The following is a 20,335-nucleotide window of genomic DNA, read 5'->3' on the forward strand; positions in this document are numbered from 1 at the left end:
TTTTATTGTTATTACATTTTGTTTAAGCATATCTTGTTAGAAATAAGCAGAATGACGTGGAAGTATTATAGCAATCGTAAATAGTTCACTCTGATTTTACTGTATTTTAACTTGAATGGATTTATAAAAACCCGTGCAAATCTACACGGGTTTTTATATGTAATTTAAATTTTGGCATGTTTACCATATTTATCAATCATGATAGAGCTAGCTTCATTTAACCCTTTCACCGTGACGTGTATTCCATTTTTCTGAAACTTTTCGACTATATGGTCTAGTGAAGCCACTGTCGTAACATCCCAAATATGAGAGTGAGTTAAGTCAATGATGATCTGCTCAACATTTTCCTGAAAATCAAAAGCGCGAGAAAAACGCTCCGAAGAGCTAAAAAACAACTGGCCACGTACATCATATACACGGGTATTGCCATGACGTGAAGTTTCTATGTGTACATCATTTTCAAGTTTTTGAGCTAGAAACAATGCAGAGAGCAAAACACCGACTAAAACACCTATGGCCAGATTGTGTGTAGCAACCACCACGATTACTGTGCTAATCATGACAATATTGCTACTTTGGGGATTGCGTTTAAAATTTTTAATAGATCCCCAGTCGAAGGTGCTAATTGAAACCATAATCATCACTGCTACAAGTGCAGCCATTGGTATCACACTTAACCAGTCGCTTATAAACACCACTAATATAAGCAAAAAAACGCCTGCCACTAATGTAGACAGGCGCTGACGAGCACCCGATTTCACATTAATCATGGATTGTCCAATCATGGCACAGCCCGCCATACCGCCCATAAAACCAGTCACGATATTGGCAAGACCTTGACCCTTACATTCACGATGTTTATCACTAGAGCTATCTGTAAGTTCATCTACAATCGTTGCAGTCATCATAGATTCTAATAATCCTACCGCTGCCAATGCACAAGAATAGGGCAAAATAATCCATAAGGTTTCAAGATTCCATGGGATATTTGGAATAAAAAAGTGGGGTAAGCTATTAGGTAAATGCCCCATATCGCCTACAGTCCTTACATTAGAACCTAAAAATAAAGCTAAAAATGTAATGACAATAATGCAGACCATAGGTGAGGGAATCAATTTTCCGACTTTAGGAATATAGGGAAAGAGATAGATAATCGCTAAACCTATAATTACAAATAGATACACTTGAATAGAGACATGTGTTAATTCAGGGAGTTGTGCCATAAAAATTAAAATCGCAAGTGCATTTACAAAACCAATCACAACTGATTTGGAAACAAAACGCATAAGCTTGGCGAGTTTCAGTTGACCCACAATAATTTGAATAAAGCCAGTTAGAATCGTAGCTGCAAAAAGATAATGAAGACCATGTTCTTTTACAAGGGTGACCATAAGTAAAGCCATGGCACCTGTTGCAGCAGAAATCATGGCAGGGCGACCACCCATAAAGGCAATAATAACGGCCATAGAAAATGAAGCATATAATCCAACTTGGGGATCAACACCTGCAATAATGGAAAATGCAATTGCTTCTGGAATAAGGGCCAGTCCAACGACTAAACCGGCAAGAACATCTCCACGAATATTGGAAAACCATTCTTTGCGAATTTGCTGAAACATAAATAGCCTATAAAATTTATCTGTTATAAAAGGCTAGTGATGTGATATTTACACACACAACGACACCACATCACCAGACAGTGATGAATTGATATTTGAAAATAATTCAATTAATTAAGGTGGCGTGATCTGCATAAACTAAATAAATCTTGAAATGAGGCGCGAGCTTAACATTTTTACGCTTGAAAAACCATGTTTAGGCTGCTTAATTTCATGCCATAGGCCATTTGAAAAGCAAGTTTATCTTAAGATGAAGGATAATTTTTGCCAATCTTGAGAGGCATATAATTACATTGATAAAGATGTTGATTATTTATCATTTAATTGTGATAACAATGATAGAGTTCATCATTTTGTCATCAAAATACAATAGTTTATTTGCAAAATAACAAAAAAATAGACAGTGAATAGGTTCGTAGTTTTTGACTATAAATCTGAATAAAATTAATATTATGAGAGGTTTTTTTGCTCTCCAAAAATATCAAAAATGATATTTTTGATCCTTAAGTAACCTAACTGATACGAATATAATGGGTCATGAAACAATGTAGTGAAGTTTAGAAATGGTCTAAAGTCATTCAAGAGTCATTTGAATAGAACGATAGATTGATTCTGATGTTTTTAAATAATAATTTTTAAATCAATAACTTAACAATAATATGATAGGGTGAAATTTATTATTTTCCATATCATGGCGTGATGTAAAAAAGGGGCCAAAAATTTCAAAGAAGGCATAATCATTAATAGGTAAATGTTGTAAATACATAGTGCTATTAAGTGTTAAATATGTCACATTTCTATTATTTTTGGTAAAATATATCACTTGTGGATGAATAACAAGAAAATCGTTTATGAGAAATATACTCGTTTTAGTTTTTGCGAGCTTAGTGATCCTGCTTGGTTATAGTATTTATCTGGATTCAAAGGTAAAGAAAAGAGAGCAAGTGAGTAAAGTGATCAATGACGCTGAGCATAGTCTTAAAGCCCTTGAAGCTAACCCGAATTACAATCAGCGTTCGTCGCTGTATCGGGTTCATCATCAAGATATTATTCAATAATCAGGAATTATTTATAGTAAAATTATGATTTTTATTCATTTTTCTTAGAACCACTATTTGCTTCTAAAAAGTAAAAGTAAAAAATATTATGTTATAATCCTCACAGGAGATGGCATTAAAAATATCAATTAATATTTTTAACATCATATTCCTTTAAGTATATGTAAAGCTGCATAGACCTATGCGGCTTTTTTGTGTTTTATCGGATGATTAAACCTTATCGCATATTACGTATAGTATTTATTTTGATATGGAGAAATGTCTTTTAATTGTGCTCATTGGCATAGTGATTGCTTTTTCTATTACAAAACCATATGCAGTCTTAAAAGTGTATTCAAATAAAAATTCACTTCAAGATTGTGTACAAATCGCAATATCGTATGCTCAAACTTTTTGTAGGGACTATGTTATGTCAACTCCTAACCCTTCAGCAGACTTGTTAGAGCGCTTATTTAAATTAAGCGAAAATAAGACAAGCTTTAGAACTGAAGTGCTTGCAGGTGTAACGACCTTTTTGACGATGTGTTATATCATCATTGTCAATCCACTTATTTTGTCTGAAACAGGCATGGATCATGGCGCTGTATTTGTAGCAACCTGTTTGGCTGCTGCGATAGGGTGTTTGGTCATGGGGCTGATTGCCAATTATCCGATTGCACTTGCGCCAGGTATGGGATTAAACGCCTATTTTACCTATTCAGTTTGTCTAGGCATGGGAGTGCCATGGCAAACCGCACTAGCCGCGGTTTTTATTTCAGGAATTATTTTCCTAGCGATTAGCTTTTTAAAAATTCGTGAAGCTATCGTAAATGCTATTCCGATGTCACTGAAGTTTGCGATTGGCGGGGGGATTGGTTTATTCCTTGCATTGGTGGCGCTCAAAAATTCAGGCATTATTGTGGGGAATCCTGCTACCTTAGTTGGACTGGGCGATATCAAGCAGCCTACAGTATTGTTATCTTTACTGGGTTTTTTAATGATTGTGGTGATGCATCATTTTAGAATTCGTGGTGCGATTATCATCAGTATTCTGGTAATCACAGCAATCGCGACTTTGATGGGGCTCAATCAATTTAAAGGTGTGGTCGGCGAGATTCCATCTTTAGCACCTACTTTTTTGCAAATGGATTTTGAAGGATTATTTACCGCAAGTTTGATTGGCGTAATTTTCGTTTTCTTTTTGGTCGATTTATTTGATAGTACAGGGACGTTGGTGGGAGTTTCCCACCGTGCTGGACTATTGGTCGATGGTAAATTGCCACGTTTGAAAAAAGCATTATTTGCGGATTCCACTGCTATTGTAGCGGGCGCAGCTTTAGGTACTTCATCAACTACTCCTTATATTGAGTCAGCTTCTGGTGTGGCCGCAGGTGGTCGTACTGGCTTGACTGCTGTAGTGGTGGCTTGCTTATTCCTTGCCTGTTTATTTTTGGCTCCGCTTGCTCAGTCTGTACCTGGTTTTGCAACGGCTCCAGCGCTTTTATTTGTTGGGGTGTTAATGATTCAGGGTATTACCAATATTGATTGGGAAGATATTACTGAAGCTGTTCCTGCATTTCTTACAATTGTATTTATGCCATTTGCTTATTCCATTGCGGACGGTATCGCGATGGGCTTTATTAGCTATGCCTTGATCAAGTTGTTTACAGGTAAGGCGAAGACTGTACCGTATATGGTCTGGATTGTAGCTGCGCTTTGGGCATTTAAGTTTGCTGTATTTGGCGGTTAATTTTTATTAAAGAAAAAGGGTGCAGATAGTGTTTCTGCACCCTTTATTATTTTGGAGTTGTTATGAACCAAGTTGAGTTAATTCGTGCTTTACCCAAAGCAGAGTTACATGTGCATATCGAAGGGACGTTTGAGCCTGAATTGATGTTTAAAATTGCACAGCGCAATCATATTCAGATTCCCTACCAGTCAATTGAAGAAATTAAGCAAGCTTATAATTTTCATAACTTGCAGTCTTTTCTAGACATTTATTATGCGGGTGCCAATGTGTTGGTGCATGAGCAGGATTTCTATGATTTGGCTTGGGCGTACTTTGAAAAATGTGCAGAAGATAAAGTGGTTCATACAGAAATGTTCTTCGATCCACAAACACATACTGAGCGTGGCGTTGAATTTGCGACCGTATTAAATGGCTTAAAACGCGCTTGTTTAGATGCAAAAGACCAATTGGGTATTAGCTCACAACTCATCATGTGCTTTTTGCGCCATTTAAGTGAAGAAGATGCATTTAAGACACTTGAGCAAGCTTTAGCTTTTAAAGACGATATTATTGCAGTTGGATTGGACTCGAGTGAAGTTGGACATCCGCCGTCCAAGTTTGAACGTGTTTTTGCAAAGGCACGTGAGGCAGGTTTTCTTATTGTAGCGCATGCTGGTGAAGAAGGCCCACCAGAATATGTATGGGAAGCACTTGATTTACTTAAGGTTAACCGGGTTGATCATGGGGTTCGTTCAGATGAAGATCCAGATTTATTGCAGCGTTTAATTGATGAAAAAATGCCTTTAACTGTATGTCCATTGAGTAATTTAAAGCTTTGTGTAGTGGATGATATGGCTGAACATAATATTCATCGTTTGCTTAAACAGGGTGTCCATGTCACTATTAATTCAGATGATCCCTCATATTTTGGTGGTTATATGAATGATAATTTTCTTGCAGTACACCATGCATTAAATTTATCGAATGATGAGCTTAAACAGTTGGCGATCAACTCATTTGAAGCCTCATTTATAGAGCAAGCTGAAAAACAAAAATGGATTGCTGCTATTCAGCAATTATAAATCTTCAAGAAAAAACGCATCTAAATTTGATGCGTTTTTTTATAGGAAAATACTATTTTATGTCATAGAGCTATTTGGGTTGTCGACTCATACTAATCAATACATGATCTTTATCAATAAAATGATGTTTCAATGCAGCTAGAATATGACCTAATACCAATAAGCCTGCAAACCATGACAGATAAATATGCAAGGGTTTAACTACAGCCATCACTTCAGGGTTTTCACCTATCAATTGCGGAATATTAAATAGATAAAGTACAGGGGCGGGATGTCCTGCGCTCCAGCTAAATAAACAGCCTGTAATTGGCAAAGCCAATAAAATAAAATACAGCGCTAAATGACCTGCATGTGCCAGTTTTTTCATGGAAGGTGACATGGTATCTGGTAGCTGAGGTGCGGGATGAGTGTAACGCCAAAAGATACGAATCATCACAAGGAAAATGATTGTTGTCGCAATATTTTTATGCAGGGTGATGACATCACCTTTAAAACTACCATCAGTCTCATAACTTAAAAAATTACCACTGTAGAAACCGATGATCCATGCAGTAATAAATATAAGAGCCATAATCCAGTGTAAATATTGTGCCGTTCTTGTGTAGTACTGGCTAGAACTAGACATGAAAAATGTCCTTTCAATTGCTAATTATCACGCGAGAATAGACTAGAAGAAGAACTTAAAAAATGGGGCTGTTGTAACGAAGCGTTTTTTAAATGAAACGATGTATGACCAGTAATTCGGCAAAATTCACCTATTTCTACAATTTACATATTTCATAGCAGTCTGGGTTTAGGCAAAATAGCGGAAAATTTTTAACAGGATAGATTCATGAATAAGTATTTTTTAAGCGCTGCTTTTTTAACACTTGGTTTGGCAGGTTGTGCTACAGATGGTTCAATGAACACCAATACAGCAAGTAGTACCACAGAACAGTTGGGGATGGCTGCTTTAAAAGTGGCAGTAAATGCAAAATGTGTCAATGAAATTAATACTATTCCTGCATGGCAAACAGCATCAAAATTGATGACGACTGAACAAAAGCAAAATATACAGACAGAAGTGTGTGGCTGCGTAAGTGAAAAAGCGCCTTATAGCGTGACGGCGGCAGATTTAGCGAATGCAACATTCGATCCGAATGCACGTGCAACCATGGTGGGGCAGGTCGTTTCTAAAACAGTGACAGCTTGTGTAAATGAAGCATTCAGCTCAAGTAAATAAAAGATATTAACATGATAATTGCTGGTGTAGATGAAGCTGGACGCGGGCCCTTGGTAGGCTCAGTGGTTGCGGCAGCTGTGATTTTGGATCCTGATAATCCAATCGAAGGATTGAATGATTCAAAAAAGCTGACGGAAAAGAAACGTGAGAAATTGTTTGTTGAAATTCAGGAAAAAGCGTTGGCTTGGTCAATTGCAGAAGCGACGCATGTTGAAATCGATGAATTGAATATTTTGCAGGCTACTTTTCTCGCAATGAATCGTGCGGTAGAAAACCTGAAAATTCAACCGACTAAGGTTCTTGTCGATGGCAATCAGATTCCTAAAGGCATATGCATTAGCTGTGAGGCAATAGTGGGAGGCGATGCGACTCATGCACAAATCAGTGCTGCCAGTATCTTGGCAAAAGTCGCGCGAGATAGGCAAATGAAATTACTGGATGAAAAATATCCTGCATTTGGCTTTGCCAAGCATAAAGGTTATCCAACTAAGGCGCATTTTGAAGCGATTGCTCATCATGGGGTGATTGATGAACATCGACGCAGTTATGCACCCGTAAAAAAAGCATTAGGTCTGCTATAAAATAACGAAGACAGAAATATTTAAAGCGGCTTTGATAGCCGCTTTAATCATCAATACAATTATATATTCTTAACGATTAAAATTGTTTTGAGAGAAATTATCATCTTCAAATGAAGGCTGATAGTCTTGATCAAGATGCTGAAGGTGTTCATGCATGGCACGTTCGTGTTGAATACGCTGGTAGATTTCTTCACGGTGCACAGATACTTCTTTCGGTGCATTCACACCAATACGAACCTGATTACCTTTAACGCCAAGCACAGTTACACTGACTTGATCCCCAATCATTAATGTTTCTCCGACACGACGGGTCAGAATCAGCATGTTTATCTCCTTGCTAAAACGCTAAACCTGCGATAGTGGTTTAAGAAACCGAAATTACAACCTCAGAATTAGAGAAATGTTTAACAGAATCAATAAAAAAAGTGCTATATTTATTAAAACTGCTGAAATTTTCTAAATACATGGGTGTTAATATAACAGAGCCACTATAGAAAAAACTACAGTGGCTCTGCTTTTTTGACACAAATTGTTGAAAAGTGATCTATTTCACAGTTTGTTTGGTCAAAGTTTATGCGCGCGCACTACTTTCACCATGCTCACGATCCAAACCAAATGCAGTATGCAAAGTACGCACTGCAAGTTCTAAATAGTTCTCTTCAATCAATACTGAGATCTTGATTTCAGATGTTGAAATCATCAGGATATTGATGCCTTCATCTGCAAGTGCAATGAACATTTTGCTAGCAACACCTGCGTGTGAACGCATGCCTACACCCACAATGGATACTTTTACAATATCATCACGTGTTGCTACTTCACGTGCTCCAATGTTTGAAGCAGTTTCTTCAAGAATTTTCTTGGCTTTTACTAAATCTCCACGATTTACAGTAAAGGTGAAGTCAGTTGTACCATCTTCTTCGACATTCTGGATGATCATGTCGACTTCAATATTTGCGGCGCTAATTGGAGCTAAGATTTTGGCAGCAATACCTGGTTCATCAGGCACACCTAAAATAGTGAGTTTAGCTTCGTCACGGTTAAATGCGATACCAGAAATAATCGGTTGTTCCATGTCGTCTTCCGCCTCAGTGGTAATTAAAGTCCCAACGTTTTGTTTAAAGTCTTCATCAAATACGCCATCATTGTCATTATCAAAGCTTGATAATACGCGAAGTGGAACTTGATATTTTCCAGCAAATTCGACAGAACGAATCTGGAGGACTTTAGAACCCAGAGATGCCATTTCCAGCATTTCTTCAAATGAAATACGATCCACTTTTTTGGCTTTTGGTGCAACACGTGGGTCAGTGGTATATACACCATCTACATCAGTATAGATCTGGCATTCATCCGCTTTTAAGGCTGCTGCAAGTGCCACGCCTGTGGTGTCAGAACCACCACGACCTAGTGTTGTGGTATTGCCGTGTTCATCTACACCCTGAAAACCGGCAACAACAAGTACGCGACCCAAATCAAGGTCTGCACTCATAACATCGGTATCAATCGCTTCAATACGTGCCTTATTGTAGGCATTGTCAGTTCTAATTCCAACCTGACGACCTGTATAAGATTTAGCTTCTACACCAATTGAATTTAGTGCCATTGCTAACATTGAAATCGTTACCTGTTCACCTGTAGACACCATTTGGTCTAGTTCACGTGGATCAGGAGTCTCGGTAATGGCTTTAGCTAGTGCAAGTAAGCGGTTAGTTTCACCACTCATTGCTGAAACCACTACCACAACCTTGTGGCCATGATCATGCCAACGCTTCACACGACGAGCAACATTTAAAATGCGCTCGGGAGTCCCCATTGAGGTTCCGCCATATTTTTGAACGATTAATGCCATAGTTGTTCCATATAAGCCATGACCCTGAGAGGCTTATTCAAGGTCAGTTACACAAAAGTGAAGTCTTAGTGCTGTTCAAGCCAAGCAGGAAGGGCTGCCATCACTTGTTCAAACTTCTCGTTTAGTGGCGCGCCACCTTGTGCTAAGTCAGGTTTACCACCACCTTTACCACCAAGTTCGGTTGAAAGGTGTTTGATGATGTCACCTGCTTTTAGATGAGCTGTATATTGTTTTGCAACGGAAGCAATCAGGCTGACTTTGTCGCCCTCTATCCCTGCTAAAACAATAACCGCATCTTCTAATTTTGATTTCACACTGTCATGTAGGTTGCGAAGTGATTTTGCATCCATATTTTGAACAGTAGTGATCAGGGTAGAACGACCTGCAACGGTTTGAACTTGGCTTAGAAGTTCAGCCGCCTGAAAGTTCGCTAACTTTTGGTTAAGCTGCTCAATCTGCTTTTGCAATGCTGAAGTATGTTCTACTGCAGCCTGAACACGTTCTACGGTTTGATCTTTTTGTGCTTTTAACACGCTATTAATATGTTGAATATCAGTATCAGCTTTTTGGATCACTTCAAGTGCTTTTGTTCCAGTTACTGCTTCAATACGGCGAATACCCGCCGCAACGCCACCTTCGGAAGTAATCTTGAATAGACCAATATCACCCGTGCGCTGTACGTGAATACCACCACAAAGTTCAATGGAGAAATTACGCTCTTCAATTATTGAACCCATAGAAAGTACGCGAACTTCATCGCCATATTTTTCACCAAATAACATCATTGCGCCTTTGGCTTTGGCAGATTCAATATCCAGTACTTCAACACCAACTGACGTATTAGCAATGATTTCACGATTCACCAATTGCTCGACTTGTTGCAATTGTTCAAAGCTTACTGGCTGGTCATTGGCGAAGTCAAAACGCAAAATGTCACTGGCAACCAGTGAACCTTTTTGTTGAACATGTGTGCCTAGAATCTGACGCAGTGCTGCATGTAAAAGGTGAGTTGCAGAGTGATTACGGGCAGTCGCAGCACGAATGTCGGCTTTCACGATAGCTTCAACATTTTGTGTCGCTTTTAAGCTGCCCATGGTGACTATGCCTTGATGGACAAATGCACCACCCGATTTTTTGGTATCTTGAACTTCAAAAATACCTGTATCGTTTTTAAACAGACCCGTGTCACCAATCTGACCACCACTTTCTGCATAGAAAGGAGTTTGGTTAAGTACGATTAAGGCTTCATCACCTTCAACGACTTCTTCAACTTGTTCACCATCTTTATAGATCGCAACAATTTGACCTTGACCTGCAGTTGCATCGTAGCCATCAAATTGTGTTTCACCTTCAACTTTTACAATGCTGTTGTAATCGACTGCAAACTTTCCTGCATCACGAGCGCGGCGACGTTGAGCTTCCATTTCGCGTTCAAAACCGACTTCATCGATTTCTAGATTACGCTCACGAGCAATATCAGCGGTCAAATCAGTAGGGAAACCATAAGTGTCATAGAGTTTAAATACGGTTTCGCCAGGAATGACTTTGCCTGAAAGTTGAGCAAGTTCGCCTTCAAGCAATTTTAGACCTTGCTCCAGAGTTTTAGCGAACTGTTCTTCTTCTTTGATTAAAGTAGCTTCAATACGTGCCTGATCATTTTTAAGTTCAGGATAGGCTTCGCCCATGACATCGATCAAAGGTTGGAGCATTTTATAGAAGAAAGTACCTGTTGCTCCAAGTTTATTGCCATGACGTACTGCACGACGAATAATACGACGTAATACATAGCCACGACCTTCATTGGAAGGATTTACACCGTCTGCGATCAAGAAGCAACAAGAACGGGCATGATCCGCCAAAACACGTAGCGAAGGTTGGCCTTCATCTTGAACACCAATAATTTCACATGCAGATTTGATAAGATGCTGAAACATGTCAATGTCATAGTTTGAATTGACATGTTGTAATACTGCGCTGATACGTTCTAAGCCCATGCCAGTATCCACTGAAGGGGCTGGAAGAGGATGCAATACACCGTCTGCGGTACGGTTAAATTGCATGAAAACGTTGTTCCAGATTTCAATGAAACGGTCGCCATCTTCTTCAGGCGTACCCGGTAAGCCACCCCAGATATGGTCACCATGATCAAAGAAAATTTCAGAACAAGGGCCACAAGGACCAGTGTCACCCATTGCCCAGAAGTTATCCGATGCGTATTTCTCGCCTTTGTTGTCACCAATACGAATAATACGCTCAGGCGCTAAACCGATTTCTTTGTTCCAGATGTCGTATGCCTCGTCATCTGTATGGTAAACCGTGACATAAAGTTTATCTTTTGGTAAACCTAACCATTGTTCACTGGTTAAAAAATCCCATGCAAATTTAAGTGCATTTTGTTTGAAATAGTCGCCAAAAGAAAAATTACCCAGCATTTCAAAGAAAGTATGGTGACGTGCTGTATAGCCAACATTATCAAGATCGTTATGTTTACCGCCTGCACGGACGCACTTTTGTGATGAAACTGCGCGTACATAATCACGTTTTTCTAAACCAAGAAAACAGTCTTTGAACTGGTTCATACCTGCATTGGTAAACAGCAAAGTAGGATCGTTGGCGGGTACAAGTGAACTCGACGCGACACGTGTGTGGCCTTGCGATTCAAAATAGCGCAAAAAAGCTTCACGAATTTCAGCAGATGTCATAAAACGAGTACTCACAACCAAGTCACTCCATAAATTCAATTAGGCTATATGCAGACAGCGATCGTTAAAACAAAAAAACGATTTAGGATGAATGCGTGGCGTAGATTTCAAAAGTGCCAAATTATAACGGAAAAACCCCGTTCAACCAACGATTTTACCGAGAAATCATGACAATTCTATGCAATAGTGTTGTCAATGAATGGAGAGGCTTCATCAAAAAAGTAGTAATTTTACAGGAAGTCTATATTTGTAGAGGTACTCTGGGGTAAACCGATGAAAGTAGAAGGGCATTTATAAAGGATCTAATTGATCAAAAAATAACAAACTCGTCTAAACTCTCGATTCAATTGTATCATCGTGATAATCAATGTTTTAACATATAGTCAGATCGCTTCGATAAAAGGGTAAAGCATGCAACGTATCGCCATTAATGGATTTGGTCGGATTGGCCGAAATGTTTTACGTGCATGGTTTGAAAATCCAAAACAGTTTAACTTTGATATTGTGGCGATCAATGACATTGCTGATGTTGAGACGTTAGTGCATTTGTTTAAATATGATACGACACATGGTCGTTTTCATGGTGACGTGACGATCAATATCGAAAATGAACAAATTATCTTAACTATTCAAGCTTTTGGCCGTGAGCTTGCCGTACAGGTTTTTCGTGAAGAAGCGCCTGAAAACTTGCCGTGGAAAGCATTGAATATTGATGTGGTTTTAGAATGTACAGGATTATTCCGTTCGCATGCCGATGCAATTCGACACTTAGGGGCAGGCGCTAGACGTGTCATTATTGGCGCAGCACCATTTGATCAGGTGGATGCTGCTATTGTTTATGGTGTAAATCAGACTGAAGTTAAAGCTACAGACCGTATTATTTCAAGTGTATCGTGTACCACTCAGGCACTCGTTCCTTTAGTTAAAATTATTGATGATGCTTTTGGTATCGAAACAGCATTAATGACTGAAATTCATGCGGTAACTGCCGACCAATCGGTACTGGATCATGCGCATCGTGATTTGCGACGTGCTCGTGCTTCTGGTCAAAATATTATTCCGACTACATCCAGCGCATTAAATGCACTAAAAAGAGTCATGCCAAAAATGGAAAATCGAATCGATGGTTATTCGATTCGTGTTCCTACTATTAATGTCGCAGCCATTGATTTAAGTTTTGTTTCACAAAGTCCTATTCATCCACATCATTTAAATGAAGTGCTGATCAATGCTGCGAAATACGATTATTCAGAAATTATGTCTGTTACCGATGAGGCTTTGGTTTCTAGCGATTTTAATCATTCACCTTATTCATTGATTGTAGATTTGACCCAAACAATGGTGGTTGGGCGTCAAGCGAAAGTTTTTGCTTGGTATGATAATGAATGGGGATATGCAAATCGATTATTAGATTTATGCCAATCATTTAATCAATAAATTTTTAACCGTGTTACATTCATATTTTAAACATTGAAGTGGATAATGTGTTAATAAAATAGAGACTTATATTTTAATATGCCTTTATAAACATAAATAACGTAAGAAATAAGGGGAACAAGATGCTCATGTGGCTATTTATCATTATTTTAATGATTGCAGTTTTAATTTTAATTGTCCTGCAATTTCGTAAAGAACAAAACTCGCTGCAAGAGGATAGCCAGCATCAGAAACTTGAAGAAAAAGTCATGACACTTGAAAGCAATCTCAAAAAAACCCTGGAAATTATGCAGGATTTAGCTAAGGGTGTTCAGGTTGATCGGGAATTGCTCAATCAAACAGTACAAAAATCAAAGCTTCTGGAGTTGCAAAATGCAGAGCTGATTGCTCTCATTAGTCAGTATGTGGGGCATGCCGAAGATTTTAAGCGTATTAATGAATTTGAAAAAGATGATCTAAAATAACAATGAAATGAACAGTAAAGTCATAAAATTAATTTTCATAAAATTGTCAGGTGCATGGCAGCAACTATCGTGTTAGACTTGGAGAAATCGGGTGTGTTCCCGATTTTTTTATGCGGATTGATTCCGCCTTGAGCAAATTTTAGGTTTGAAACATGCCGATTTCAGAGACATGGTTGTTACCTGATGGGGTAGCAGATGTATTACCAGAACAAGCGCAAGTAGTAGAGACGCTTCGTCGACATGCACTGGATTTCCTCGCATCTCGGGGTTATCAGTTGGTGTACACACCTTTTATCGAATACATCGAATCGTTGTCTTTATTATCTGAATCAAATCATGATTTGGATCTAGTCACGTTTAAAGTTATTGATCAACTCTCTGGACGCTTACTCGGTGTCCGTGCAGATATGACTCCGCAGGTTGCTCGTATTGACGCACACGTTCGTTCTATCGAAGGTGTGGCACGTTATTGCTATGCAGGGACTGTTTTGCATACGAAACCCCAAAATTTTAACTCTTCCCGTGCACCGCTACAATTGGGTGCAGAGTTATATGGTCATGACAGTATCGAAGCAGATGTTGAAATGGTCGATGTAATGTTGGGCTTAATCAAACAAGCAAACGCACTGGATGGCGTCCATCTTGATTTGGGGCATGTTGGCTTGTTTCGTAGTCTGGTAGAACGTGCGGGTTTAAGCAAACAGACTGAGCAAGACTTATCTGATTTGTATCAGCGTAAGGCCTTGCCTGAGCTTGAAGAATTCACTCAAGACTTGTCTTTTGGATCAGATTTTTATGCACTGGGTCGTTATGCAAGTGATCTTGACGCACTACAAAGTCATTTAAGTGATGATGTGCTAAATGATATTGCATTCCAAAATGCATTAAATGCATTAAAAACTACGTTGATTCAAATACAGTCACGTTGGCCAGAGCTACATATTGGTATTGATGTCGTAGAACTGCGCAGTTATCACTACCATACTGGTCTAATGTATGCCGTTTATGCCCCAAATCGTGCAGCACCACTGGCACAAGGTGGCCGTTACGATGGTATTGGTGAGCATTTTGGTCGTGCACGTCCTGCAACGGGATTTAGTTGTGATTTATATGCCCTTTGCGCAGGACAATTTAAACAGATTGAAACGGTTGTTGCGCCAAATAGTCAGGATGAAAGTCTACTTAAGGCGATTGATCATGCGCGTCAACAAGGTTTACCTGTGATTCAGTTATTAGGCAATGATGATTTAAGTTCTGTTCCTTACGCAACGCACCAAATGGTGAATGCAGACGGCAGATGGCAGATTGAAAAAATTTAAGGGTTTATTTGTCATACATGCATAGCAAATAAACATTCAATTTTAACAGCATGATGTAATGAGGCTATTATGGGCAAGAATGTTGTGGTACTTGGTACCCAATGGGGCGACGAAGGTAAAGGCAAAATCGTCGACCTGCTCACAGATCAGGCGGCAGCTGTAGTTCGCTATCAAGGCGGACACAATGCGGGGCATACTCTTGTCGTAGGTGGAAAGAAAACTGTTTTGCACCTCATTCCATCAGGTATTTTACGTGATAACGTATTGTGCTTAATTGGTAATGGTGTGGTGCTATCTCCAGCGGCTCTAATTGATGAAATGGATATTTTGGAAAAAGAAGGTGTTCCTGTAAAAGAACGTTTACGCATTTCCCCAAATTGTCCATTGATTTTGCCAAACCATATTGCACTGGATCAGGCGCGTGAGAAAAAACGTGGCAATGCCAAAATTGGTACAACTGGTCGTGGTATTGGCCCTGCTTACGAAGACAAAGTTGCACGTCGTGCAGTCCGTGTTGCAGATTTAGTCCGTGGTGGCGTTGCGCTTGAAGAAAAACTTCAGGAAATGCTTGAGTTACATAACTTCCAATTAACTCAATTTTATGGTGTAGAGGCTGTAAAATTTGAGGATGTTTTGGCACTTTGTAATCAATGGCGTGAAGTTCTGGCTCCATTAATCATTGATGTGACACAGGTTCTACATGACTATCGTAAAGATGGTAAAGCGATCATGTTTGAAGGCGCGCAAGGTTCTTTGCTCGACATCGATCATGGTACTTATCCATATGTTACCAGTTCAAATACCACTGCGGGTGGAGTAAGTTCTGGTTCTGGTATGGGGCCGTTGCATTTAGATTATGTGTTAGGAATTACCAAAGCCTACACTACACGTGTGGGTGCAGGTCCATTCCCAACCGAGTTGCACTATGATGCTTCTACTGATACAGGTGATGCGATTGGTCGCCATTTAGGTACAGTGGGTCATGAATTTGGCGCATCTACGGGCCGTCAACGTCGTTGTGGCTGGTTTGATGCTGAAATTTTACGTCGTTCAGTTGATGTAAACTCACTTTCAGGCATTTGCTTGACCAAACTGGATGTTTTAGACGGTTTGGAAGAAGTCAAAATTTGTGTAGGTTATGAAAATACTGACTCTGGTTGCATTGGTTCTTCAGACGCGATTTCATTTGAAAGTCTGAAACCAATTTATGAAAGCATGCCTGGCTGGAGTGATTCTACAGTGGGTCTGACCAGTGTTGATCAGCTTCCTGCAAATGCTTTGGCATACGTAAAACGTATCGAACAATTGATCGAATGTCCAATTGATATTATTTCAACAGGTCCAGATCGTGCTGAAACAATCGTGCTTCGTCATCCATTTTCAGCATAAACATTTAACTTTACGACTAAAGAGAGCACCTAAATAGGTGCTTTTCTTTTATCATTTATAAAATCCCGTATAAAAATAGTGAAATCAATTTGGCATGAAGCTTCAACCACAAATCGCACAAACGATTTTTTATTCTCTTTTGTTCGCCATGGGGGGTGCCCCAACCATCGCAATGTGGATTATTGTTTTACAAACGCAAGATCCAAATGTATTTATGGCGGCATTTATGGGCTTAACTGTAATTATAGCCTGTGTTATCGTGCCCATAATTTTGTTGCAAAATGCTTATTTATTATTTAAACGAAATGATTTAAATCTTGAAAATACAATCAAACCCTTGTTGCGGTTCTATTTTATTGTGAATGTAATTTGTTTAATTTCATGGATTTTATTTATTTTTAGATAGAATTACATAAATCTAATGATATTGATTTAATTTGTTTTTTACATTTATTTATAATGCACGTCAAAACAGCACGTTAAGTTGCTTTGAGAGGAGAGGTTTTGATGAATAAAAATATATTAATAAGTTTTTTGACCGCCAGTATGATTACACTTGGCGGCTGTGCAACATTTGCTGATATAGCGGGTGCGGACTCTGCAACTTTAAATGCAACAGCTGCTCAGGGCTTTAGTAAAATGACAACCGAAGCACAGCAAAAAGGGCAGTTGGATACATCTTCTGTGACTTATCGGCGTATTAATACCGTTATGCAGCGCTTAGTGCCTTATGCAAACCAGATGAACCAAACAGGTCAGCAGTTTCAGTGGCAACTTGCTGTAATCAAATCTGATACTGTCAATGCCTATGTTGCCCCCGGTGGTAAGGTTGTGTTTTACACAGGGATTGTCAATAAACTTAATTTAAGTGATGCAGAAATCGCTGCAGTCATGGGGCATGAAATGACCCATGCTTTGGAAGAACATTCAAAAAGCAAGATTGGTGCAGAAGCCCTTACGGGTCTGGCGCTTAATATTGGTAAGGCGTATGCAGGTGACAGTATTGGTCAGTTGGGTTCTGCTGCTCTGGATCTAGGCAGTCAGGTGGGTGTAGGCTTGCCCTATTCACGTAGTCTGGAAAGTCGTGCGGATTATGGCGGTTTAATGTTAATGGCAAAAGCGGGTTATAACCCACAGGCCGCTATCACTCTATGGGAAAAAATGAATAAACTGGACGGTGCGGGTGCTGGGCCAGCTTTCCTGTCGACACATCCTTCAAATACGCAACGTATTAATGAAATGCGTAAAAACCTACCGGCAGCGATGGCAGTTTATAATAATCGTCGCTAATCTGGTTGAAATTGAATGAGATCAAACAGGATGCCCATTGGCATCCTGTTTTTTATTTCTTTAAGGAGCAGGGTTGGGCTGCTGGTTATGAATTTTTTCAATGCCTTGAAGTACAGCATCATTAAGAGTGATATCAAAGGCCTGAATGTCTTCTTTTAACTGATCCAAACTGGTAGCACCAATAATCGTACTGGTTACAAAAAATTGTTGCTTGATAAAGGCCAAAGCCATTTGAGTGAGCGTTAAACCATGTTGTTCAGCAAGTTGTGCATATTGCTCGGTTGCCCATTCACTTTGCGGATTGCTATAGCGGGTAAATCGTGAAAATAATGTCACTCGTGCATTGGCAGGTCGTGCGCCATGACGGAATTTACCTGTCAAATAACCAAAAGCGAGCGGTGAATAAGCCAACAAACCAATGCCTTCGTATTTGGCAATTTCGGACATGCCAATTTCATAGGTACGATTGAGTAGACTATAAGGGTTTTGCACACTTACAAATTTAGCAACACCTAGTTTCTGAGCGAGTTGCAAAAACTTCATGGTTCCCCATGGCGTTTCATTCGATAAACCAATATGGCGAATACGTCCACGATCAATTTCTTTTTGCAACGCTAATAACGTGTTTTGCATGGCTTCAACTTCATAGTGAGTGGCAGCTTCAGCATTGCTGAATCCTAAACCCCCAAAGAAGTTAGTATGGCGTTCTGGCCAGTGCAATTGATAGAGATCAATATAATCGGTCTGTAATCGCTTTAAAGAGCTATCCAATGCTTGTTCGATGTGTTTGCCAAATTGGGTCTGACCCTCGCGAATATGGCTACCACCAAAACCTGGTCCAGCGATTTTGGAAGCGAGAAACACTTGGTCACGCTGCCCATGTTGTGCAAACCAGTTGCCCAAAATAGTTTCGGTTGCGCCGTAGGTTTCAGGTTTTGGCGGAACAGAATACATTTCCGCTGTATCCCAAAAATGTAAGCCATTTTCAAGAGCATAGTTGAGTTGTTCAAATGCTTCTGCCTGGGAGTTTTGTTCTCCAAATGTCATGGTACCTAAACAAATTTCAGGAACTTGAATGCCTGAATCACCCAATGCATGATATTGCATAACCTGATCCTTAATTTTGATTGAAAAGTGTCATTTCTGAACTTAAATTATTTAGCATAAATGGTGTGTATGTTTTTGTATCTTAAATATTTTTCATAAAAAAAAGCAAACTTTAAAGTTTGCTTTCCTTATAGAATAAAACGAAATCTTATTCTTCATCATCGAAATCAGTATCATTGAGAGATTTCTCTTCCAACGATGCGTCAAAAATAAGAATGGCTTTACCATCAGTTTCGATCATGCCTTGCTCTTCTAGGGTTTTAAGAACACGGCCCACCATTTCACGTGAACAGCCTACGATACGTCCAATTTCCTGACGGGTAATGCGGATCTGACGACCATTCGGCAAAATCATGGCTTCTGGTTGAGCAGATAAATCAATCAGACACCGTGCAATACGACCTGACACATCTATAAAAGCAAGATCTGTCACTTTACGGGTAGTATTTTTTAGGCGTCGTACCAGTTGGGCAAATACCGCATAGCTTAAATCCGGATATTGCTTGCTAAGTTCATGGAAATTGTCATATGAAATTTCAGCAATTTCACAGACATCACGCGTACGTACTTCTGCTGTACGTTGTGGATTTGCTTCAAAGAGACCCATTTCCCCAAAAAAGTCCCCAGGATTTAAGTAAGCAACCACGATTTCACGTTCATCATCTTCACGTAAAATAATTGAAACGGAGCCTTTCAAAATCAAATACAGTGATTTTGATTCAGTACCTGCGTCAACAATCGTCGTGCGTTTTGGATAGCGATTAATATGAGCACGTTTTAAAAGCGCCTTGACTGACTCTGGTAGTTGACCTGGAGACAAAGCATCGGTGCTGAGTTGTGAAAAGTTTGACGTCATGCTTAAGTTTTCCGATTAGGATATATAAAAAAGATCGCACAAGACCTAAATGAGCGTATTCACACACAAGAGATGAAATTCCTTATCAACTCATTTTATGCTAGTGTACAAGAACTATGTAAATTTATAATTTTTTTTGGGTAGTTGCAATGCAAACAAGTGTTCATTGGCTAGAGAATGTTGCTTTTGAAGCGAAATCTGAAAGTGGTCATCAAGTGGTGATGGATGGTTCTGCCGAGTATGGGGGTGAAAACCGTGGTCCACGTCCGATGGAACTGATTTTAATGGGACTTGGTGGGTGTGCTTCGTTCGATATTGTGACTATTTTAAAGAAAGCTCGTCAAGATGTGACCAATGTCGTATGTGAGCTAAAAGCAGATCGTGCAGATACGATTCCTGCAGTCTTTACCCACATCCATTTGCATTTTGTAGTGACTGGAAAAGCAGTAAAAGAAAAACAGGTGGCAAAGGCGGTTGAGCTTTCAGCAGAAAAATATTGTTCTGCCAGTAAAATGCTGTCGGATGGTGGTGTCAACATTACGCATGATTTTGAAATTATCGAAGCTGAATAATTTTGATGACATGTAAAAGTTGAAGGCTGACGAAACGTCAGCCTTTTTCTTTTACAGGTTTGAAAATTTAAATAGGA

At 39.4% G+C, this 20,335-nt stretch carries 19 protein-coding genes; 12 read left to right on the forward strand and 7 right to left on the reverse strand.

Annotated elements, in window-relative coordinates; translation table 11 throughout:
- Positions 1–164: 164 nt before the first annotated feature.
- The gene (locus IAE19_RS05210) at positions 165–1,619 is read right to left on the reverse strand and encodes a SulP family inorganic anion transporter (protein ID WP_200459886.1); all 1,455 of its coding nucleotides are present in this window, start codon (positions 1,617–1,619) and stop codon (positions 165–167) included.
- An 851-nt stretch (positions 1,620–2,470) separates the two neighbouring features.
- Here IAE19_RS05210 and IAE19_RS05215 point away from each other — a divergent pair.
- The 3 genes from IAE19_RS05215 to IAE19_RS05225 all read left to right on the forward strand — a co-directional run bounded on the left by IAE19_RS05215 (position 2,471) and on the right by IAE19_RS05225 (position 5,467).
- The gene (locus tag IAE19_RS05215; RefSeq protein WP_200459887.1) at positions 2,471–2,677 is read left to right on the forward strand and encodes a hypothetical protein; all 207 of its coding nucleotides are present in this window, start codon (positions 2,471–2,473) and stop codon (positions 2,675–2,677) included.
- 409 nt (positions 2,678–3,086) lie between these two features.
- A complete protein-coding gene (locus IAE19_RS05220; protein WP_200459888.1) occupies positions 3,087–4,406 on the forward strand; it encodes an NCS2 family permease in 1,320 nt (439 codons plus the stop codon).
- Between the two features lie 62 nt (positions 4,407–4,468).
- Positions 4,469–5,467 carry an adenosine deaminase gene (locus IAE19_RS05225; RefSeq protein WP_200459889.1) on the forward strand — a complete coding sequence of 333 codons (999 nt, stop codon included), beginning with the start codon at positions 4,469–4,471 and terminating at the stop codon, positions 5,465–5,467.
- A 70-nt stretch (positions 5,468–5,537) separates the two neighbouring features.
- Here IAE19_RS05225 and IAE19_RS05230 read toward each other — a convergent pair whose 3' ends face one another.
- Positions 5,538–6,092 (reverse strand): cytochrome b, encoded by a 555-nt coding sequence (locus tag IAE19_RS05230; protein WP_200459890.1) that lies wholly within the window; start codon positions 6,090–6,092, stop codon positions 5,538–5,540.
- Between the two features lie 207 nt (positions 6,093–6,299).
- On the opposite strand from IAE19_RS05230, the gene IAE19_RS05235 reads away from it, so the two are divergent.
- Together IAE19_RS05235 and rnhB are read left to right on the forward strand one after the other, a co-directional pair.
- Positions 6,300–6,689: a hypothetical protein gene (locus IAE19_RS05235; RefSeq protein WP_200459891.1), complete on the forward strand. Its 390-nt coding sequence runs from the start codon at positions 6,300–6,302 to the stop codon at positions 6,687–6,689.
- A gap of 11 nt (positions 6,690–6,700) precedes the next feature.
- Positions 6,701–7,270 (forward strand): ribonuclease HII, encoded by a 570-nt coding sequence (gene rnhB, locus IAE19_RS05240; RefSeq protein WP_200459892.1) that lies wholly within the window; start codon positions 6,701–6,703, stop codon positions 7,268–7,270.
- 69 nt (positions 7,271–7,339) lie between these two features.
- On the opposite strand, the gene csrA is transcribed toward rnhB, so the two are convergent.
- From csrA to alaS, 3 genes are all read right to left on the reverse strand, one after another.
- A complete protein-coding gene (csrA, locus tag IAE19_RS05245) occupies positions 7,340–7,594 on the reverse strand; it encodes a carbon storage regulator CsrA (protein ID WP_004989721.1) in 255 nt (84 codons plus the stop codon).
- A gap of 247 nt (positions 7,595–7,841) precedes the next feature.
- Positions 7,842–9,122, reverse strand: coding sequence for an aspartate kinase (locus IAE19_RS05250; protein WP_200459893.1), 1,281 nt, complete (start codon positions 9,120–9,122; stop codon positions 7,842–7,844).
- 65 nt (positions 9,123–9,187) lie between these two features.
- Positions 9,188–11,824 carry an alanine--tRNA ligase gene (alaS, locus tag IAE19_RS05255; RefSeq protein ID WP_200460269.1) on the reverse strand — a complete coding sequence of 879 codons (2,637 nt, stop codon included), beginning with the start codon at positions 11,822–11,824 and terminating at the stop codon, positions 9,188–9,190.
- A 411-nt stretch (positions 11,825–12,235) separates the two neighbouring features.
- On the opposite strand from alaS, the gene IAE19_RS05260 reads away from it, so the two are divergent.
- The 6 genes from IAE19_RS05260 to IAE19_RS05285 all read left to right on the forward strand — a co-directional run bounded on the left by IAE19_RS05260 (position 12,236) and on the right by IAE19_RS05285 (position 17,723).
- Positions 12,236–13,261, forward strand: a complete 1,026-nt coding sequence (locus tag IAE19_RS05260; RefSeq protein ID WP_200459894.1) for a type I glyceraldehyde-3-phosphate dehydrogenase — start codon at positions 12,236–12,238, stop codon at positions 13,259–13,261.
- Between the two features lie 122 nt (positions 13,262–13,383).
- Entirely contained in the window at positions 13,384–13,725 is a 342-nt protein-coding gene (locus IAE19_RS05265; RefSeq protein WP_200459895.1) for a hypothetical protein, read from the forward strand.
- Positions 13,726–13,877: 152 nt separating this feature from the next.
- Positions 13,878–15,044 (forward strand): ATP phosphoribosyltransferase regulatory subunit, encoded by a 1,167-nt coding sequence (locus tag IAE19_RS05270; RefSeq protein ID WP_200459896.1) that lies wholly within the window; start codon positions 13,878–13,880, stop codon positions 15,042–15,044.
- A gap of 69 nt (positions 15,045–15,113) precedes the next feature.
- A complete protein-coding gene (locus tag IAE19_RS05275; RefSeq protein WP_200459897.1) occupies positions 15,114–16,433 on the forward strand; it encodes an adenylosuccinate synthase in 1,320 nt (439 codons plus the stop codon).
- Positions 16,434–16,527: 94 nt separating this feature from the next.
- Positions 16,528–16,839 (forward strand): hypothetical protein, encoded by a 312-nt coding sequence (locus IAE19_RS05280; protein WP_200459898.1) that lies wholly within the window; start codon positions 16,528–16,530, stop codon positions 16,837–16,839.
- 101 nt (positions 16,840–16,940) lie between these two features.
- The gene (locus IAE19_RS05285) at positions 16,941–17,723 is read left to right on the forward strand and encodes a M48 family metallopeptidase (protein ID WP_200459899.1); all 783 of its coding nucleotides are present in this window, start codon (positions 16,941–16,943) and stop codon (positions 17,721–17,723) included.
- A gap of 60 nt (positions 17,724–17,783) precedes the next feature.
- Here IAE19_RS05285 and IAE19_RS05290 read toward each other — a convergent pair whose 3' ends face one another.
- The gene (locus IAE19_RS05290; RefSeq protein WP_200459900.1) at positions 17,784–18,830 is read right to left on the reverse strand and encodes an NADP(H)-dependent aldo-keto reductase; all 1,047 of its coding nucleotides are present in this window, start codon (positions 18,828–18,830) and stop codon (positions 17,784–17,786) included.
- 148 nt (positions 18,831–18,978) lie between these two features.
- Positions 18,979–19,686 carry a cAMP-activated global transcriptional regulator CRP gene (gene crp / locus IAE19_RS05295; RefSeq protein ID WP_200459901.1) on the reverse strand — a complete coding sequence of 236 codons (708 nt, stop codon included), beginning with the start codon at positions 19,684–19,686 and terminating at the stop codon, positions 18,979–18,981.
- A gap of 149 nt (positions 19,687–19,835) precedes the next feature.
- On the opposite strand from crp, the gene IAE19_RS05300 reads away from it, so the two are divergent.
- On the forward strand, positions 19,836–20,258 hold the full coding sequence (locus IAE19_RS05300) for an OsmC family protein (RefSeq protein ID WP_200459902.1): 423 nt from the start codon (positions 19,836–19,838) through the stop codon (positions 20,256–20,258).
- Positions 20,259–20,335: the final 77 nt, after the last annotated feature.

The sequence above is a fragment of the Acinetobacter sp. S40 genome (genome assembly GCF_016624705.1).
GTDB lineage: Bacteria > Pseudomonadota > Gammaproteobacteria > Pseudomonadales > Moraxellaceae > Acinetobacter.